This window comes from Ketobacter sp. MCCC 1A13808 (genome assembly GCF_009746715.1).
Lineage (GTDB): Bacteria > Pseudomonadota > Gammaproteobacteria > Pseudomonadales > Ketobacteraceae > Ketobacter.
The window spans coordinates 157,604-176,917 of sequence record NZ_VRKW01000001.1; the positions used below are offsets into that span (position 1 = coordinate 157,604).

At 51.2% G+C, this 19,314-nt stretch carries 17 protein-coding genes and 1 other RNA gene; 1 reads left to right on the plus strand and 17 read right to left on the minus strand.

Annotation, left to right across the window (positions count from 1 at the left end):
* Nucleotides 1-34: 34 nt before the first annotated feature.
* The 14 genes from FT643_RS00720 to ffs all read right to left on the minus strand — a co-directional run bounded on the left by FT643_RS00720 (nt 35) and on the right by ffs (nt 13,045).
* Nucleotides 35-406: a PilZ domain-containing protein gene (locus FT643_RS00720; RefSeq protein ID WP_156868773.1), complete on the minus strand. Its 372-nt coding sequence runs from the start codon at nt 404-406 to the stop codon at nt 35-37.
* Between the two features lie 8 nt (nt 407-414).
* Nucleotides 415-2,367 carry a DUF1631 family protein gene (locus tag FT643_RS00725; protein WP_156868774.1) on the minus strand — a complete coding sequence of 651 codons (1,953 nt, stop codon included), beginning with the start codon at nt 2,365-2,367 and terminating at the stop codon, nt 415-417.
* Between the two features lie 16 nt (nt 2,368-2,383).
* Entirely contained in the window at nt 2,384-3,175 is a 792-nt protein-coding gene (locus FT643_RS00730; protein ID WP_156868775.1) for a class II glutamine amidotransferase, read from the minus strand.
* A gap of 46 nt (nt 3,176-3,221) precedes the next feature.
* The gene (locus FT643_RS00735; RefSeq protein WP_156868776.1) at nt 3,222-5,483 is read right to left on the minus strand and encodes a VWA domain-containing protein; all 2,262 of its coding nucleotides are present in this window, start codon (nt 5,481-5,483) and stop codon (nt 3,222-3,224) included.
* Nucleotides 5,484-5,604: 121 nt separating this feature from the next.
* Nucleotides 5,605-6,000 carry a hypothetical protein gene (locus tag FT643_RS00740; RefSeq protein WP_156868777.1) on the minus strand — a complete coding sequence of 132 codons (396 nt, stop codon included), beginning with the start codon at nt 5,998-6,000 and terminating at the stop codon, nt 5,605-5,607.
* Between the two features lie 15 nt (nt 6,001-6,015).
* A complete protein-coding gene (locus tag FT643_RS00745) occupies nt 6,016-6,459 on the minus strand; it encodes a YcgN family cysteine cluster protein (protein WP_156868778.1) in 444 nt (147 codons plus the stop codon).
* Between the two features lie 26 nt (nt 6,460-6,485).
* The gene (locus tag FT643_RS00750) at nt 6,486-6,749 is read right to left on the minus strand and encodes a YcgL domain-containing protein (RefSeq protein ID WP_156868779.1); all 264 of its coding nucleotides are present in this window, start codon (nt 6,747-6,749) and stop codon (nt 6,486-6,488) included.
* The gene (locus FT643_RS00755) at nt 6,742-7,890 is read right to left on the minus strand and encodes a ribonuclease D (protein ID WP_156868780.1); all 1,149 of its coding nucleotides are present in this window, start codon (nt 7,888-7,890) and stop codon (nt 6,742-6,744) included. Before FT643_RS00755 ends, FT643_RS00750 begins: the two co-directional genes overlap by 8 nt.
* 75 nt (nt 7,891-7,965) lie before the next feature.
* On the minus strand, nt 7,966-9,111 hold the full coding sequence (locus FT643_RS00760; protein WP_156868781.1) for an acyl-CoA dehydrogenase family protein: 1,146 nt from the start codon (nt 9,109-9,111) through the stop codon (nt 7,966-7,968).
* A gap of 117 nt (nt 9,112-9,228) precedes the next feature.
* Nucleotides 9,229-9,942, minus strand: coding sequence for a ZIP family metal transporter (locus tag FT643_RS00765; RefSeq protein WP_156868782.1), 714 nt, complete (start codon nt 9,940-9,942; stop codon nt 9,229-9,231).
* 7 nt (nt 9,943-9,949) lie between these two features.
* Nucleotides 9,950-10,549 (minus strand): recombination mediator RecR, encoded by a 600-nt coding sequence (gene recR, locus FT643_RS00770; RefSeq protein ID WP_156868783.1) that lies wholly within the window; start codon nt 10,547-10,549, stop codon nt 9,950-9,952.
* 10 nt (nt 10,550-10,559) lie between these two features.
* Nucleotides 10,560-10,883: a YbaB/EbfC family nucleoid-associated protein gene (locus FT643_RS00775; protein ID WP_156868784.1), complete on the minus strand. Its 324-nt coding sequence runs from the start codon at nt 10,881-10,883 to the stop codon at nt 10,560-10,562.
* A 32-nt stretch (nt 10,884-10,915) separates the two neighbouring features.
* On the minus strand, nt 10,916-12,814 hold the full coding sequence (gene dnaX / locus FT643_RS00780) for a DNA polymerase III subunit gamma/tau (RefSeq protein WP_156868785.1): 1,899 nt from the start codon (nt 12,812-12,814) through the stop codon (nt 10,916-10,918).
* A gap of 134 nt (nt 12,815-12,948) precedes the next feature.
* An RNA gene (ffs, locus tag FT643_RS00785) (signal recognition particle sRNA small type) lies at nt 12,949-13,045 on the minus strand.
* Nucleotides 13,046-13,216: 171 nt separating this feature from the next.
* Between ffs and FT643_RS00790 the strand changes: the two genes are divergently transcribed.
* The gene (locus tag FT643_RS00790; RefSeq protein WP_156868786.1) at nt 13,217-13,717 is read left to right on the plus strand and encodes a hypothetical protein; all 501 of its coding nucleotides are present in this window, start codon (nt 13,217-13,219) and stop codon (nt 13,715-13,717) included.
* Nucleotides 13,718-13,760: 43 nt separating this feature from the next.
* On the opposite strand, the gene FT643_RS00795 is transcribed toward FT643_RS00790, so the two are convergent.
* The 3 genes from FT643_RS00795 to FT643_RS00805 form a co-directional block, all read right to left on the minus strand.
* Nucleotides 13,761-15,641, minus strand: a complete 1,881-nt coding sequence (locus tag FT643_RS00795) for a hypothetical protein (RefSeq protein ID WP_156868787.1) — start codon at nt 15,639-15,641, stop codon at nt 13,761-13,763.
* A gap of 221 nt (nt 15,642-15,862) precedes the next feature.
* Complete coding sequence (locus tag FT643_RS00800; RefSeq protein WP_156868788.1) at nt 15,863-17,542, minus strand: glutamine--tRNA ligase/YqeY domain fusion protein; 1,680 nt, start codon at nt 17,540-17,542, stop codon at nt 15,863-15,865.
* Nucleotides 17,543-17,692: 150 nt separating this feature from the next.
* Nucleotides 17,693-19,252: an FAD-dependent oxidoreductase gene (locus tag FT643_RS00805; RefSeq protein ID WP_156868789.1), complete on the minus strand. Its 1,560-nt coding sequence runs from the start codon at nt 19,250-19,252 to the stop codon at nt 17,693-17,695.
* Nucleotides 19,253-19,314: the final 62 nt, after the last annotated feature.

The window sequence follows — 19,314 nt, forward strand, 5'->3', positions numbered from 1 at the left end:
AAAATGATCGGAGGGGATTGGGATTGACCCTGAGCTACGGCTCTTTACGCTCTCGTTCCGCACGCTGATCCACCATTCTAGACCAGGATTCAAAGTCGGTATTTTCGGCATCGAAAATTTCAAAGCCCGCAAAGTACCATCCATCATCACCGGTAGGACTGATCCATTTTACTTCCGTGGTGAGAAAAAACCGCCCCTGTTCCCCGGATATTTCAACCAGAATTTCTGAGATAAGGCCTTGTTCAACAGGCTCACTCATATAAATTTTTAAACCCCGCTGAGAAAGATCAACCGTCTCACAGGCGATAACCTTCTGAATGTACCCACCTTCAGCGTCATCTATGGTTACTTCCAGATAAGCATCTTCTTTGCGGCTTTGTCGTTTATGACTGCGTTGATCTGCCATATTTTATCCTATCGTTTTTCTTTCTGAATACTTCTGACTACCCGTTCCAAGGTACTATCAAAAGCCGACCCTGTATCCAGAATTGAAACTGCGCCGTAGACCATCAAACGCGCCAATTCCTGCTTATCTATTTCCAAAATCTTGATACCGACGCGATTCACGAACACCAATTTATCGCGACCCCGGATTTTTACGGCCAGCTTACACCTTAGTTCGCCCTCAGACGTTTGCTGCGCGATCCACCCGCCCACCTGAATCTGCTCGATTGCTTGCATAGCGGCAGTCATTTCGTGTTCGCTAATAGTTCTGGGGGCTATAAAGTCACCCACCTCATCAGCTTCCGTTTCCGTTTTCTCTAAAGCCAGAGCGGAGTTCTGTAGTATTTCTTCGGTGCGGGATTCGGTTGCGTCAACGCGGTCTACCTTATCCTCTTGCGGCTCTAACAGTAGCGCTGCTTTTCTGGCTTCTTCTTCCTTGGCAGCGCGCAAGCGGGCTTCCGCTTCTGCCTGTCGTTTGCGGGCCGCTTCGCGTTTTTGTTCTTCGTTGGCCTGTAGCCACTTGGCATGTAATTGATTTAACGCGCTTTCAAGTCCCTTATCCCAATAAAGCGTATTCTTAACGACATCGACAACACCGCCTTCGATACCCTGGGCCAGCTGAACCGAATTTTTCTTAGCCACCGTTTTACCACTTTGACTGACTAAAACCCAGGGGGCCTGATCCACCCCTTTCAGAGTTACCCTGCATAATTCATGGGTTCCTTCTGAGGTTTTCATGCGCAACCAGTCACCTTCACTAAGGCCTTCAATTTGATTGAGCGCCTGCTGGCCCACCCGTTTTACTTCCACACTGGACACATGCGTATTAGCATGCCGTAGTGCAGGCGTGTCAGTGAGCGGTGGAATGGCCCCGTTCAGCATCGCGGTTAGTGCCAACTCCAGCGGCTCCAACGTCGCTTCCAATGCCTCTTGATCGTCTGCAACACTTTCCAACAAGGCTTTTATATTTTTTAATAGTACCGGATAGAAACTGCGGTATTTTTCCTGTTCGCCACCGTCATTGGCGACACAATCCAGGCAGAATTCGACTATCGACTCAGTGATCCGTATCTGCCGCTTCCAGGTGGAGCCACTTTCCCCTTCACGCATTGACACGTGAAGCATTGATCGTCGCCATTCACCGTGCAGAAACTCCGTCACCATTTTCGGCAACTGCTTACCGGATGCAATCCGATTTAGCTCATCCACGACTCGGGGTTCAGCGACATTTTCTTTACGACGGGCAGATTCCAGCACCTTCAGCTGCTCTTCGATCTTTTCTACTTTTTCATTCTGACCTGCAAACCAAGCCTGCGCCTCAATACAAATGCTGTTCATATCCCCCGCATCGTCCACAAATTCGTTCAGGATACGCTTTATATAAACATCGAGTTTTTCCCGATAAACCCGACGACTTTTTTCAGTGCTGCTCAACAGGATCAAATACGCTTGATTGAGAAAGCGGCGAACCAGGTTTTGCGGAGTGAAAAAAAAGGAATAGTCCAGAAGGGCGTAGCGCAGAATGGGCAAGCGCAATTTTTCGATCCAGCCACGGGCTTCCTGATCCAGCCCTTGTTCTGTCAGCAACTGATCAAACAACTGATCCAGCAAGCCCACCGCGCCCCAATCCGGTTCGGCAATAGGCAACGCGATCTCCATTCCGCTGCAGCTTTCCGCCAGTATTTGAGTAACCGAACAGTGAACATCGTTTTTGGTTGCGTGCCGTTGCACTTCGATCAGCTTCTGTTTAAGCACCGCCAGAGCGTGCTTCGTCCGGTTCGGGGTCAGCCTGATATTGTCAGTAGGAGGGTCTTCTGCCTGTATTCGCAACAGTTCGATCACCAGCCGCGCCCCGATCCGCACAGGCGCGCTGTTTTCTGCTTCTAAGGCCTTATTTCCGTTCCCGGTGCTGTTATTGTACATCGTTGCTCTTCAAGAATTACTGGGTGCTGGCGGCACTTATCTTTCCGCTGACTACCCCCTTGTGGAAAACCAGAAGCTCACCTGGCTGAATCGGAGTCCAATCCTCGTTATCCGTTAATGGCTCAGTGGCAATAACGGTGACAACATCGTCGGGCGTGGTTTGGTCGCTGAAATTCACCACCATATCATGGTCTTTGAGTCTGGCCTGGCCAAAAGGGCTTCGGCGGCAGATCCAGCCTAATTTGGTCGTACAGTAACAGTATAGATACTTTGAATCACTCAGCAGAATATTAAAAACCCCGAATTTACTAAGGTATAGACAATGTTCATGCAATGCACTGAAAAGTGCACCCTTCGCCGGATAGCGGGTAAACTGCTTTTGTAGCTGGTCCAGAATATAGCAAAGAGCAAATTCGCTGTCCGTGCTTCCCACCGGGCGATAACGGCTTAATTTCTGCTTGCGGACCCCGTTTTTAAGTTGGCCGTTGTGCGCAAAAACCCAGGTTTTTCCCCACAGCTCACGCTGAAAGGGGTGGGTATTTTCCAATGCCACAGGGCCACTATTGGCTTGTCGAATGTGACTGATAACGACGTGGCTTTTTATAGGAAAGCGCCTCACAAAATGAGCCAATTCTGACGTGCTGCTGGCGTCCACATCTTTGAATTCACGCACGCCTTTACCCTCGTAAAAAGCGATCCCCCAGCCGTCCTTGTGCGGCCCTGTTTCACCGCCCCGTTTTATCAGCCCGGCAAAACTAAAACAGATATCAGTCGGCACATTGGCGCTCATTCCCATCAGTTCACACATCCGGCCTTTACTCCGCAACGAATTGATTTACCAACTCTAACAGACCTTAATCTTTTTTGGGGTCATCCAGCTGAAACTCATCGTCGGTCATGTCGACGTCGGGGTATTGTTCGTCCGGGACGCCGTCACTGTCATCACCCACCTCAACGGTTTCGTCGTCTTCGAGCTCGAGCACTGAAGTCTCATTCTGATAGCTTTGCTCCGGTAAAGGCGGCTCCGGCACCGGGTTTACAACGTCCTTCGCAACCACATCAGGTTTCACAGCAGATTCTGCATCCGCGTTTACCTTAGTTTCGGATTTTGGTACAAGCGCCGCATCCTGCTCACTATTTTCAGCCTCGGCTTTGGATTGTTTCTGCTTCTTCTGTTGCTGGACCGCTTCGATTTCCTGCACAACTTTGCTCTGCTCTTCATCGGTTTTGCGCAGAAATTTCATATAGATAAAGATCCCGCCCCCAATGACCACCAGGTTACCCAAAACCACCAATATCCAGGTGGGGTCAAAACCCGTTGGGGATGCGTCGCTTGAATCTGTATTCTCTGCTATCGAATCCGGTTCCGAAACATCCTGCAATTCTTCGCCTTCAGGGGGTTCGTAAAGCTCATCTGCCCCCCCCTCCGGTGGCAGCTCCTCTACTTCCAATGTCGGAATCTCCAATGCACCTTCATCGAAGGTCTCAATCGTCCCCGGTTCACCGGCCGCGAGCTGGTCTCCAGCATCACTATTGGTGATTTCAATGGGCGTGTAATCGACCGTATAGGGACCTTGTACCAATTCAAACGGGTGTCCGTTCAGTGACGTTCCGGACACCCGGACCAGAACTTCATACGCGCCTTTCGAGTCGGTCGCGGGTACATCCAGCGTGTATTTACCGTCACCCAGTTCCACTGCATTTTGTATACTCTTTTCACCTTGTGGGTCGGTAATCTGGGCAACGATCTGGATGTCTTCTGGATTCACCAGGCCCGTTACGGTTTGCAGGTTAAGATATTGCAGGAGGTCACCCTGATTATCACGGTAAGCAGGCGTTACCTCCAACACCTGCTGATGTACCATGACAACCTGTGATTTCTTACGTTTGAAGGTTTTGCCGTCCAGCACAATAGAAAAGGTATGGGTGCCATCCGTGATCGTGCGCCCCAGCTTTGCGCTATAAATACCGTCCGCAGGCACTTTCGGTTCTCCGTCGCTTGACTCAGACAACTTGCCCTCGAAGGTTTCACCGCCCGCCGCGTCCTGACGAAACGTGATCTCCATTAACTTCAGGAAATTGGGATTGGTAATAGTGCGGCCTTTTTCAGACAGGGTCATTTTCATTACCAGGTTTTCACCTTCAAGCACATTTTCAGGCAACCCTTCCATATTCACCTGTAAATTGGACACCACGGTCACTCGGTTATCAGGATCGATATCCGCAACCACTTCCCAATCACCCGGCATCGGGTTATAGACCGTGATTAGGTCGAATTCCTGATCTGCAAACCAACTGACGTTGTGCGACCCCTGCTTGAGACTGTATTGGCTGCCATCCGGCGCCACCAGTTTGGTTTCTGCCATTCCGGATTTTCGGAACACCAACGCGGTAAACTCTTCAATTGAATCGTCAATGGCAAAGTGATTCCCTTCCAGCGGCACCTGATCTGGCACGTTGGCACGATCTGCAGCGGCGACAAAGACGTTCAGCAATTCATCGGCGCTACCGGCGCGGGAAAACGACCCACCCGTGCGGATCGATAATTCTTTTAGGAAGCCAAGGTCAGCATTGTCCGATAACGCAACACTGTGAATGTGAAATCCGGCCTGTTGCAAACGCGGCACGACCTTCTCAAGTATCCTTTGTTTTTCTGCCGCATTACGCTGGGGGTCCTTGGAAATATCCACCTTTCCATCTGACAATAAAACCAGAGTCCGCTCCCATTCGGGGTCAGGCTTGGTTTGCCCCATCGAGGCTTTCTCGAGTGCCAAACCAATATTGGTATACAAACCGGCGGAGTTAATCAGATTCACTTTGCTGACGACACTGGATTTCCATTGCGCCGAGGCCGCCGCTGACGGCACCAGGTTATTCACCATCTGGCCAAAGCTCCAGATTCCGAAGCGGCTGTTGTCCGGCGCCAGATTCAACAAGAGTTTTACTGCGGGAATACGCAAGTTCTGTGGATCTGATTGCTTCATACTGCCTGAAATATCAATGAGTACGCGCATATCCGATTTCGGCTGCTCGGCTGCCTGGCTATTCTGTACCGCATAGAATAGCGTCCACAAAAGTGTGATGAAAACGAGTCCGGATAAAGGGGGTAGCTTCACGCTCACTCCGTCAAGAATTGGTTGGCATTACCACTAAGTTATAGCAGCTATACCGGCAATTTCCTGACAGAGCGGTGACATTTGAACTGTAAACTACTGATTAGATTGAATGAGAACGAAATCAGACGGGGTCTGGTGTGCCGTCGTCCTCAGCAACAGGCTGAGTTTTCCGGTTTTGTTCTCGTTTACTGCGCCAGAAGCGGTATCCCATATCGGCTAGAAACAGCAGCAAAGCGACGACCGCTCCATAACTCAAAAAAGGCACAGCTCTCAGGGGGTTACCCTCTTCCTGCAATGTGATGTCGAATAGCAAAACGAATAGCGCGGGCGCCCAATCCAATCCGCCATCGGTGACCGGTGCAGGCACCAGCAGTGGCGCCACTACGATCAGTCTGAGTGCATTTCGAATGGTTACCCAGGGAATAAACAGGGTCACCCGCCACCAGAACAGTAAAACACCCAGCACAGCTAACAAATACGCTCCCCACGTAGCGGCGTACTCCATACTATCTAACATTCGTATTCCTTCCGGTTAACATTTAACCCAATGAACAATATGGTCTTCCCAATCCTGTTGCTGCACCAGAGAATCCGGAATCGCCCTGCCCCGCGCAGATATTCCAGCTTCATGCACAGATTCACGGCGTCCGGAAATCAGCGGATGCCAATCTGCCAGTGACCGCCCCTCCGCCAGACGGCGATAAGCGCAACTATTGGGTAGCCAATGGAACTCATCGATAGCATCCAGGGTAATTTTGAGGCAATCGGGCACCAGCTTTAATCGGTTCTTGTAATTCTTACAGCTGCACTTATCAATATTCAACAAGTGACACGCAAGGTCCGTATAATAAATCCGGCCACTGTCAGCATCTTCCAGCTTTTGCAAACAGCATAATGCACAACCATCGCATAACGATTCCCATTCCGAATCCGTCATTTGTTCCAGTGATTTATTTTCCCAAAAGCGTTCAGTCATGGCCGCTGCTCGACGTAAGTAGGTTGCTATTCTGAACCGTGAATAGACGGTGGCATCTGCAAATAATAGCCTTTTTCTTTCAGTCCGTTGATCACATCCAACACATTGACTCTTGCCAGTTTGCGGTCCTTGTCCAACACCAGATCCATCACATGACCCGGTTCCCCAAACTGCTTCATCAGATCTTCCGGTAATTCCTCAAACGGCTGCTCTATTTTCAATACATAGATATACATTCCGTCTTTTTTCGGGCTTCTATAAACTGAGCACCGGATACTGCTTTCAGTCATGTGCGGCTGAATCCTCGTGTTGATTAGCTTCGTGATCGGACGATTCGCAATACGCGTCCAGACAAGGTTGTACGGCCTGTTCCCGCCAACCACCGGCATAAGGGCTGGCAGCGGACGTTCCCCTGGACAGCAGATAATCCACCAGATTCGCTTTACTGGATAATAGATCGGCGGGAATTTGCAGTTTTTCGGCCTGGTCAGAAACGACTTTACGCAGTTCTTTATAAAACCGTTGCTGGGATTTGCTTAACGGGCGCGGAATCAAAGGATCGGGAATCGGTTGCTGATAACCTATTTCCACCTGCTCTATCAACTGGTCTCCATATTTGCGGATCTGACTACTCTGCAGACCTATTTCCGCCAACTGGCCTTTTGATTTCGGGCGGTTTTCCACCAAACCATATAGGTTCGCGTCTTTGGCAATAAAGGTTTTGGGCGTATTGATTTCCCGTGCGGTACGTTCACGCCACCCTGCCAGGTAACGCAATGCGGCTTGCTGTTGGGGTTTTAGCTTCCAACCTGCGCCAAACCCCAGATACAACTGATCATCCGCAGGACGGTTTTCATAACGGGTGATCAGCGCGCGGCTCTCCTGTTGAAACCAATCCATTCTGTCCAGAGTGATCAATTTGTCTTCCAGCACATCCGCCAGTTTATGCAGATAGCGCACATCTTCAGCCGCATAGTGAAGCTGACTCTCACTTAGCGGCCGTTTCAGCCAATCGGAGCGGGTTTCTTCTTTTGCAAGGTCGATATCCAGCGCATTTTTAAGCAGGCGTTGCAAACCGGATTGGCGGTCAAAGCCCACAAAACTGGCGGCAATCTGGGTATCAAATAGGTTGACCGGTAACCGGTTCCACAGTCCCCGGAACACGTCCAGGTCCTCCCCTGCGCTGTGCATTAGCAATTGCACATCGGCTGCAAATAGGCGGTCACCCAAAGGGGCAATATCAGCCCGCCTCAAGCCAGTAGGATCGATTAAATAAATAGTCGAATCGGTGGCGACCTGGATCAATCCAGGTTGGGAAAAGTAAGTGTTGGTGCGGACAAATTCGGTGTCCACTGCCAGGCGGGATTGGCCCTGAAGCTGCTCGCAAAGCTTCAACACCAGAGTGTGACTATCGATCCACTGTACATTCACAAGTAAGAATATCTCAGCCTTCAGGCTTTTGGAGTGTCAAAAACTGTGCATTATATAGGGCATAGCCGCGAATGACTATAAACCCAACTGCTTGGCTATGACTTCGTTCATGATTTCGAAGGTACCGCCGCCAATGGCAAGAATGCGATTATCGCGATACAGTCGCTCCACGAGCGTCTCACGCATGTAGCCCATACCACCAAATACCTGAACAGCGTCGTAGGTTGCGCGGTCGCTTACACTGGTAGCAAAGTTTTTCGCCATCGATACTTCTTTAATAACCGAGTCACCCGCCGCGATTCTGGCTGCAACCCGATAGGTGAACTCCCTTGACGCTTCCAGCTGGGTAGCGACCTCTGCCAGTTTATGCCGCAGTGTCTGAAAACCGGACAATGGCTTGCCAAACGCCTTGCGTTCCTTGACGTAACCCAGACACGCGTCCAGAGCCAGTTGCGAGGTGCAATTTGCCATAATCGCCAGATTCAGGCGCTCCATCTGGAAATTCGTCATGATCACATAGAAACCGGCATTTTCCTGACCGATAAGATTCGATTTAGGCACCGCACAATCTTCAAAAAAAAGTTCGGCAGTATCGCTCGCCCACCAGCCCATTTTTTTTAGCTTCCTGCCTACGCTAAATCCGGGAGTGCCTTTCTCGATCAGTAGCAAACTGATGCCACCATAACCCGGCTCACCCGTACGCACCGCTACGGTGTAATAATCGGCGTTGACGCCACTGGTAATGAACGTTTTGGAGCCGGTAACCCGATAGTAGTCCCCGTCTTTGACCGCGCGTGTTTTGAGATTGGCTACATCTGAACCGCCGCTGGGCTCGGTTATTGCCAGACATTGAATTTTCTCTCCAGCAATCACGGGTGCAACTACACGACGCTTTAACTCGTCACTGCCCCAGTTGACAACCGGTGGCAATCCGATATCGATAGACCCCAGACCGGCCGCAACACCGCCAGCGCCACACGCCATTATTTCCTCTGAGGCCGCAATTTTACTGAACACATCCAGCCCCGTGCCACCGTATTGCTCGGGATAACCGATACCCAATATGCCCGCTTGGCCTGCTTTGCGGTACAAGGTACGCGGCAATTCGCCAGCCTCCTCCCATTGCTCTACGTGGGGATTGATTTCCTGCTCGACGAATTTTTTCACCGAGTGGCGGATGAGTTGCTGAGTTTCCCCAAAATAGACTGGGTACGAAGACATGGCGATTCCCTGAGCCCGGAAGTGGATGAGGCTCGAATATACCAAGCGCTTGCTTGGTTCGCAATTTTCGTTTATTCACGTCACGTGGTTTTGCGGGACGAGCCTTTCACCACCGGATCAGCCATGCACCAGCATATGCCCGATCACACCCAGTAGAAAACCCAACACCGCACCAAAAGGGGGGCTCCAATGTCCTCTCATCGCTGATTGCGGCGCTATGTCCTGAAAGATAAGGTACAGTATTCCGCCACTGGCAAAGGTCATAATCCCCGCAGTGAGTTCCGCCTGCTCGCGCAAAAACACATGGCCAATGACGGCGGCAACCGGGCCCAATAGCGAAGCGAAAAAGAGCAGCCGCAGCACGGTCTTGGCACTCACCTTGTTTTGCACCATCTCCCGGTAAGCATTAAATCCCTCAGGAAAATTCTGGATAGCAATAAAGCCCGCCAACAGCATGCCTAACGCGCTGTTACTTGCAAACACAGCGCCCAGCGCCATGGCCTCCGGTATAAAATCCATTAACATCGCCAGAAACTGGGAGACCGCACCACCCCGCTTTGTCAGAAATTGATCCAAAAAGCAGAATACGGCGCTGCCGGCCAGAAAAATCAGGCTCAAATTTAGTACCGAAAGGTTTTGAATACCGGACGGCAGCAGGGCGTAAGCTACGGCGGAAATCAACGTGCCACCGCCAAATGCGACCACACCGTGTATGACCTTGTCTTTTATTTCTGTTTCGGGAGTACGTTCATAGCGGGCCAGCAATCCCCCGACATACGCAGTGATGCCGGCAAACCAGGTAATTGCAGCCACCGTATAAATGGTATTCATACCGGCGTTACTCCAGTCGTTTCCTGCCCTTTAGCGCAAGACTGAGGGTATTGCTATCGACGTATTCCAGATCACCCCCCATTGGCACACCGTGCGCGATTCGTGAGGCGACCACTCCATGCCTGCGCGCCATTTCAGAAAGGTAATGCGCAGTGGCTTCGCCTTCCACTGTTGTGCCAGTGGCAATCACCATTTCTTTCACTTCGCCTTCCGCCAGGCGTTGATCCAGCAACGGAGCACCGATCTCTTCCGGGCCAATGCCATCGATCGGCGACAGGTGCCCCAACAGAAGAAAATAGTAACCGCGGAAACCACCGGATTGATCCAACGCGATCACATCCGCGGGGGTCTCTACCACGCACAACAGACTGGCATCACGACTGGTTTGAGTACAGGTCTGGCATACCTCACTCTCCGAGAAATTGCGGCAACGCTGACAACGACCGATGTTATCCATCGCCAATTGCAGCGTTTGCGCCAGCTTTTCACCGCCATTTCGATCGCGATCCAGCAAATGGAGCGCCATTCTCTGAGCGGATTTAGGTCCAACGCCGGGCAGGCAGGTGAGAGCCTCAATCAAGCGGCTGGTTAACGGGCTAAAGCTCATGGTTCAGCTGTCAAAAAGGCAGTTTAAAGCCGGGCGGCAAATTAATACCCGACGCGAGGCCGCCCATTTTATCTTTATTATTCTGCTCAACCCTGCGTACCGCATCGTTCACCGCAGCCGCCAGCAAATCTTCAAGCACCTCTTTATCCTCACTCAGCAGGCTGTCGTCAATTTGTACCCGACGCACGTCATGGCGCCCGGTCATTAGCACTTTCACCATGCCTGCACCGGATTCACCGGTCACTTCGGTATTTGCCAATTCTTCCTGCATTTTTTGCATGCGCTCCTGCATTTCCTGCGCCTGCTTCATTAAATCACCTAATTGTCCTTTCATGCTCTTACCTATCTTATCGCCCGAGGGCTTCGCTAATCGTCCAGTGGTATCACCGAATTCACATCTAAAGTTGCACCGAAGCTGGATTGTAATGCTTGTACGAAAGGATCAGCCTGCATTAGCTCGATCGCTTCATTTTTTCGTGCCTGTTTATATTGCGCCAGCAACTGGTCGGGGGTTGGCTTAGTTGGCTCCTGAACCAGGATGTCCAGTGTAATCGGTTTGCCCTGGTTTTCCGATATCGCCGTTTCAAGCAACTCCCGGTTTTCCTCCTTATAGAGCGCTTCAAACCGCGGGCTGATAGCCAATACCCAACGCTGTTCGCCTCGCTCCTCCAAAGTGCAATTGCGGGCAAAATTTCGCACCGGGCCGGCCAACTCCAACAGGCCCGTCATATCCGCCCATTCGTCACCCAGCCGGATAACGTTGGTCTTGATCTTAGGCTTGGGCTCTGCAACTGGGTCCGCCTGGGGCTTGTTATTATCGCTAGCTTTACCTTCAGGAGCACTGCGATCTGCACCCTGACTCGCGGTATCCGGTTGAGGAGGTGCACCCGCTTGCGCATTCCTGAAATCCGGATTTTTGACTCCATCTTCTTTTCGCGGCACCGGCTGCCGCGGTTTGGTTGCCACCGGCGTCACGGTGGGTCCCTTTTTGGCTACCTCAGGTGAAGGCTCGGCGCTTCCCAGCACTTGTTTCATTTTCGAAAGATGGTCGTTGGCATTGCCCGACGGGCGGGCCGGAATCTCGCCGGGCTGCCCTGCCGTAACAGGGCTAAGGGGCTTTCCCGGGGGAGTTGCTCCCTGGCCGGACGCCCCTGAGTGAGCACCCGGTGCTGAGATCAAACCCTGAGGCTTGAATAACACCATGCGCAGCAACGCCATTTCAAAGCCACTGCGGGCCTCCGGTGCCAAAGGCAGATCACGCCGGCCCAGCAACCCCGTCTGATAATATAACTGCAATTCCTCGGGGGCAAAGCGCTTCGCGTATTCCAGCACCCGCTCACGGTCGCCGTCACTATCATCAACCGCATCGGGAGCAAGCTGAGCTACCGCCAGGCGATGCAACATGCTGATCAATTCGGCCAGCACTCCGGCGTAATCCGGGCTTTGCTCGGCCATGTGGATGACCGTTGACATCAGCATTTCTGCACTGTGTTCCGCCAGACCATCGATCAGAGTAAATACAAATTCGCGATCAATGCTACCCAGCATTGATCGCACATCGTGTTCAATGACTTTCCCGTTACCGAATGCGATAGCCTGATCGGTCAGACTGAGAGCGTCCCGCATACTGCCGTCAGCGGCCCGCCCTAACTGCCATAGAGCGGGGTCTTCAAATTCAACCAATTCGGCTTCGAGCACTTTCTTCAGGTGACCGACGATGCGCTCAGGGGTCATGGCTTTGAGACTGAACTGCAAGCAACGGGAAAGAATGGTGATCGGCAGCTTTTGCGGATCGGTGGTTGCCAACAGGAACTTAACGTGGGGTGGCGGTTCTTCCAGTGTTTTCAGCAATGCATTAAAACTGTGCCCCGATAACATATGAACTTCATCAATTAAATAAACTTTGAAGCGGCCTCGGGTTGGCGCGTACTGAACATTTTCCAACAATTCACGAGTGTCTTCGACCTTGGTTCGTGAAGCCGCGTCCACTTCAATCAGATCCACAAAACGGCCGTCATTGATTTCCTGGCATGCACTGCACAAGCCGCAAGGTTCAGAACTGATACCGGTTTCACAATTCAGGGATTTTGCCAATATGCGTGCAATGGTGGTCTTACCCACCCCACGGGTGCCCGTAAACAGATAGGCATGATGTAAACGGCCATGGTCAAGGGCATTGATCAATGCTTTAAGCACGTGCTCCTGCCCCACCATTTCACGGAAAGACTTGGGACGCCACTTGCGTGCAAGAACCTGATAACTCATGAATTTTTAATTCTAATCTGTGATGGAGGAACGAACTGAGAATCCAGTTTAATACGCTGGCCTCTATTGATAAACCAATGAATTAAAAAAGAATTGCGAATGCAGGAGAAATACAAAGGAAGTTAGAGAGGCGACTCTATCAGCCGCACCCCGGCACACGAGTCGCTTGCTACCGTTGCTCCCTTCCGGGCCTGGCGGGGTTCACAAGTTATCGTTGCGGGGGGACCAATAGAGCCACCATTACGATCTCATTCTTACTACTGCCAAAATGAGGGGGCCGATTATTCCTCATTTTGTGTTGTATTTCAAGGCAAGCGATTGAAGGAAAAAGTATTTTGCCGTTATGGTCTATGATTAAGTGAAAGTAGATACCGATCCGGCGAAGGAAAGTTGAAACGAAGTATGAAAGGCAATCACGGCACCCAAACACCCCGTATTCTGAATGTCATTATGTTCAGCACGGTTTTACTACTCAGCAACCTGGTCTTTAGCGGTTTGTCCCTGGCCGGAGACAGCTGGACCAACGCCATTGTCAAAGGCGAACCGATTGCCGTCACCCCCAAATATCGACTGCACATTTATATGGCCAAACACCCCACCGAACCGGTCTGGGGTAAACTCGATATTCCGATTAAAGCTGAACAGCTACCGGAGTTAAATAATCATCTGAAATCCCCTAATTTTCCCTTTATAGACGTCGCCATCGAAGTAGATAAATACTATCGGGTCATGCAGGGTAGGATTTATAAAGACGAGCTCATCGTCTCGGTAGATTTGGACTTACGGCAATGGGACGGCCTGAAAAAAGGCGACGAGCTTGAAATCGTTTTACCGGGCGGCACCGAATTCAAAGAGAGTTTGCGTGGCTCCGGTACGGCTTTGCGAAAAATCGAAAGGCGCTAGAAAAGCGCCTTCCCTATCCAGCATCCGGCTTCACGCAACCTCGTTATCGGGTATTACTGAATATAAAATCCAACAGGTTATTTTCAACCTGGTTGTCATGCAGCTGCGGCAAGTTTGCAGTGGCGAACATCGGGTCCAAATGCGCTTGCCCTTCCAGCCACACCACTTCCAATAAACGATTATCGCTATTGGACTGGGCAAATGCTTCCGACAAGCCACCCTTGGCCAGCAGTAACAGCGTGGGGATCTTACGAAAGCTGTCGGGATTTAGAGTATTAATACCGTACTCCGGGGCATAACCGGTGCCGCCCGCGGAGGCATCAATCAAAATTCGCAGAGGGAAATACCATTCAGTCAGATTGGTAGGCCCGATGTACAGGGCACGGGCAAAATCTTCCAACCGGACCATTTCTTCTTCCACACGGGTGTACTCATATTCACCTGTTTCATCTGTGTAAACCAAATCGTCCGGCGACCCGATCTCATCCATTTTGGCCCAACTGTATAATGGGCCCTGACCGAGATGCTTGAAATCCGGTCCGGCATCCGCCGCAATATGCTGCTGCAATGGCCCGGATGCCATGTTCACAATATCTTTTAATACCGGCAGATTGCGGGCAAAACTGATCAGCGGTGATTTGGGGACCACCGCACCACCATGCAAATGACCCAAACTGGTTTGCAGAAATGCCAATATGGAAAAGTGGTCGTCAAACATCAAGCCCACCATTGCTTCGTTGGTATAACGAAATTGTTCGATATGGGGGCCAAAGGTGTAATTAGGGCCATTGCGCGTATGAAAAAAGCGGAACAAATTACTGATCACCGGGGACTTGGGCACCCGCGCAATGATCGTGCTTTCCTGGTCAGGCCCTTTTGAAGCAAGGATGCCCACAGCCTCCGGTAACGCAATGGCTTCGGCGCTGAAGAGCAAAGGAATATCCACGTTCTTGGGTAATATGCCGTTACGCATCCAGCCAATCATTCGTTTGTAAGCGGCATCGTCATCTGTTTCCCCTTCTGCAATGCTTTCAGCGACAGCCTGTTTTTCAATGGAGGCGACGTCCACCATAGCGACCGTACTCGACATTCCCGGTAAACCGTCCAAAACCGAGCCGATTGAAGTATCAAAACCGATAGCCCCGGCGACCAGGTTGGCTCCCTGATCCTGCGTGGTGGTGGGGTCTCCATCCAGATCCCAAGCCAGGAACATCGAGCTATGCGCGCCACCCAAGGAATGTCCGCCTACAAACACTTTTTGCTTGCTGAGCGCGGGGTCAGGGATCATTTGTTGGAGTATGGCGTACATATCTTCGGTGCTTTGCTGCATTCCGAATTCAAGTAAAAAGGGCATGTCTTTGCTTTTCAGAAAGCCCGGGAATCTTTTACCGTTCACTTCCAGACCTTCATAGTAATACCCGAGAATTAAATCTTCGGCTTCACCCGCTGTTGCTGCGTGTTCGGCAGCCTGAAATCCGGTTAAATCCTCAAGGCAATTTGAGCGGCGGTCCATCGCCCAAATTTCGATGTCTTTGTTGCGCTGGGTTTTCGCCATATATACCAGCTGGCGCCCAATATACTCAAACGCATTGGCCCCCTCCAACACCCCGGGAACCAGTAACACCGCAGCGTCGGCCTCAGCTGCATTGTGGCTGCTGGTGCGGGTTTTAAAACGCAGAAATTTAACCGTCCGACACTGTTCAGGCAAGCTGGCATCGTCAATTTGATGTATCGGTGCTGCACTTTCATAACTAACGGAGACCACCCGGTCTACGTCAGCGTCACTCCACAGGGGCGTCATCTGACTCTTCTTTGCCTCCGGCACCGGCCCCGTCGGATCGTATCCAAAACATCCGCCCAGCAACAAACCAACACACGCCAACAACCCCCACCGGGCGCCTGGTTCAAAAAGAATATTTAGCATGGGTGCTCATCTCCCTTTCCATTTTTATATTGTGAAAGACAACCGCTATGATCTTCAGAGACCATTAATAGGCAAGACCCGCCATTAACGTATCGATGAAATGCACCTCATTATAGGGCGGCCTGCCATAGGAAGATTGTTCATTCAGGCTAAAAAAAGGGCTCTGCCTTTCGGCAGAGCCCTTTATAAAACAAATTAATAGGGTGACGAAATGTGTATAGTCAGTTGTTCGCTTTCGCCCAGGTATCACGCAAAGTTACGGTCCGGTTAAACACCAACTTTTCCGGTGTACTATCCGCATCTTTTACGAAATAGCCTTCTCGCTCGAATTGATAGGCTTCACCTGCAACTGCATTGGCCAATGAAGGCTCCGCATAGGCCTGCGCTACTATGGTCAGTGAGTCACAATTAATATGGTCCAGGAATGACGTGCCGGCTTTGGAAGAGTCCGGGCTTTCATGGTTGAACAGGCGATCGTACAATCGAATTTCAACCGGCAGTGACCGGGTAGCAGACACCCAGTGAATAACGCCTTTTACTTTTCGCCCTTCCGGGTTCTTACCCAGAGTCTGGTCATCAATACTGCAACGCAGTTCAATCACCTCCCCCTGTTCATCTTTTATCACCTCATCACAACGCATAACGTAGGATCCGCGCAAACGAACTTCACCGCCGGGAATCAGGCGCTTAAAACCCTTGGGAGGCACTTCTTCAAAATCACTTCGGTCTATATAAATCTCGCTGCCGAAGTAAAGTTCGCGACTGCCGAGTGTTTCATCTTTCGGGTGAGCGGGTAAAGTCAATGTTAAATCGTCACTATGCTTCCAGTTTTCAATAACCACTTTGAGTGGGTTGATCACACACATAGCCCTCGGCGCACGCTTATCCAGATCATCGCGAATCGAAAACTCGAGCATACTCATATCGACGACCCCTTCACTTTTGGTGACGCCAATCATTTCACAAAAGTTACGGATGGAGGCCGGGGTGTAACCGCGTCGACGCATACCGGCAATCGTCGGCATACGTGGGTCGTCCCACCCGGATACATGTTGTTCATCCACTAATTGCTTGAGTTTACGTTTACTGGTCACCGTGTAATTCAGATTCAAGCGCGCAAATTCTATCTGTTGTGGATGGCAAGGAACATCGAGCTGGTTCAGAATCCAGTCGTAAAGCGGACGATGGTCTTCAAACTCCAAAGTACACAACGAGTGTGTTATGGATTCCAGTGCATCAGATAGGCAATGGGTATAATCGTACATCGGATAAATGCACCACTTGTCCCCGGTTTGATGATGATGTGCCCGGCGAACCCGGTACAACACAGGATCACGCATATTAATGTTGGGCGACGCCATATCGATCTTGGCTCTTAAAACCGCACTGCCATCGGCAAATGCGCCTTCACGCATACGCTCGAACTGTTGCAGGCTGTCCTGCACCGGTCGGTTGCGGTAAGTACTTTCGGTACCGGGCTCAGTCAAGCTGCCACGCATAGTACGGATTTCTTCTGCTGAGGACTCGTCAACATACGCTTTATCACGCTTGATCAGCTCGATCGCAAATTGATATAACGCATCAAAATAATCGGATGCAAAGCGGATTTCTTCATTCCATTCAAAACCAAGCCAGTTGACGTCCGCTTTGATCGCGTCAATGTATTCCTGACTTTCCCTTTCCGGGTTGGTGTCATCAAATCGAAGATTGCAGGTGCCATTGAACTCTTCTGCCATAGAGAAATTCAGGCAAATTGACTTTGCGTGCCCGACATGAAGATAGCCATTCGGTTCCGGTGGGAATCGGGTAGCTACCCGGCCGTCATTCTTACCTGATTCCTGGTCTCTGCGGATAATCTGGCGAATAAAATGGGTGGGCTTTACAGGTTCGGTCTTGCTCATAGAGTCGTTATAATCCCAGGCTATTGGATACGCTGCTTAGCACCCGGATTGCGTGCACAAATTGCCTGCAGAACCGATACTACGCTTTAGCCGCGTAGTATAGGTGATTCAACGGCACAACCCAACCAAACCCTGACACCGCGTCTAACATCAGACCAGCGCAATGGATAGCACCGCCATGGCCACGGCCATCACCGCGAGCAACGGCTTTAGCGCCACCTGCCAGGCGGGCTGTTGGTGTGGAAATGAGCAAAGCTCTTGCAGTAACGGCGCACAGGTTCCGCAGACTGTCCCGGCTCCGGTACAGGCCGCTAACGAATCGGCAGTGCTACATCCTGCTCTCTGCGCGTAGAGCAGCTTACCCACCGACACATTCCTGCAACTGCACAGCTTCGCGCTGGCCGGCCAGTCCCGGACGTGCCTGACTTTACCCACTGGCCACAAGCGGCCATCCTTTTTAAAGCGTTTTTTCTGCCAGGGCAGGATTCTTTGCTGCGAAGTCACCACCTGATGCAAACGATTTTTTTCTTCGCATTCCCCGATGGCCACCACACCGCGTAATCGGTTACGCTGCAAAAATAATTTCCGATAGGCTCCGCTTTCACAATGAAAAATCAATGTCTCGTCAATGCGATGCTCGTATTCATCGCCGATCCAGCCCAAAGTGAAGACAGGTAAATCCAGCACCTTAAGGCTGGTCGTTGCCTTGGAACCTTTATAGTGGGCGTTACCACCGCAAAGCCGATCCGCCAGAACGGCCGCCTGTTCATGACCTGGCGCTAACAGGCCATAGATCTGATCGTCGTGCTCCGCACATTCGCCAATGGCAAAGATATCCGGTAGATTGGTCTGCAAGTGATTGTTGATTCTTATGCCCCGTCCGACCTTGATACCACTGCTTCTGGCCATCGCCACATTCGGTTGGATACCGGTTGCGAAAATTACGGTATCACAAGTCAATACCTGCCCGTTGCGCAGCTCGACTCCGGTCACAACGTCCTCGCCCAGTAACGCGCTCACCCCCGCATTCAGCTTGACCTCAATACCATAGCCTTCCAGGCTGCGTTTCAAAATAGCACCGGCTTCCACATCAAGCTGGCGGTTCATGAGGCGGTTGCTTTGATGCAACAACGTCACCTGCGTATGATTACGCTGCATCGCACGGGCCGCTTCCACACCCAACAACCCTCCCCCAATCACCACGGTATGCCGGGTACGGACGCTGCGCGCCATCAATTGCTGAGCATCATCCAAATCACGAAAGACAAAGACCCCTTTGAGGTCGACTTTGTCTAGTTTGGGAATCCAGGGGGTCGAGCCGGTCGCAAGCACCAGCGCATCATATTGGTGGCGCACCCCGTTGCTATCAATCAATGAATGTTTGAGCGCGTGAATCTCGGTCACACGCCGGTTGAAAAAGTGGTAATGCTCTTTATCGGTGCTGATTTCCGGATACACGATGTCGCCGTATCGTATCTCCCCTGCCAGCAAAGCGGATAATTGCACCCGATTGTAAGGGCGCCAGGGCTCATCACCGAACAATTTGATAATGCCCTTGAAACCGCGCTGAATCAGCTCTTGCGCAAACTGCACGCCCACCGGACCGCTGCCCACAATAATTAAAACGGAGCTTGTGGTTATGTTTAGGGGCTTTGCTTTGGGTTTACGGTAGCTATTTTCCAATATCACCGTGCGCTCTACTCTCGCCATGAAAACCTGTGCCCTGACTTACGTTTGCCGATTAAAGAAAGCGTGTTCGTTCGCAATTGCCC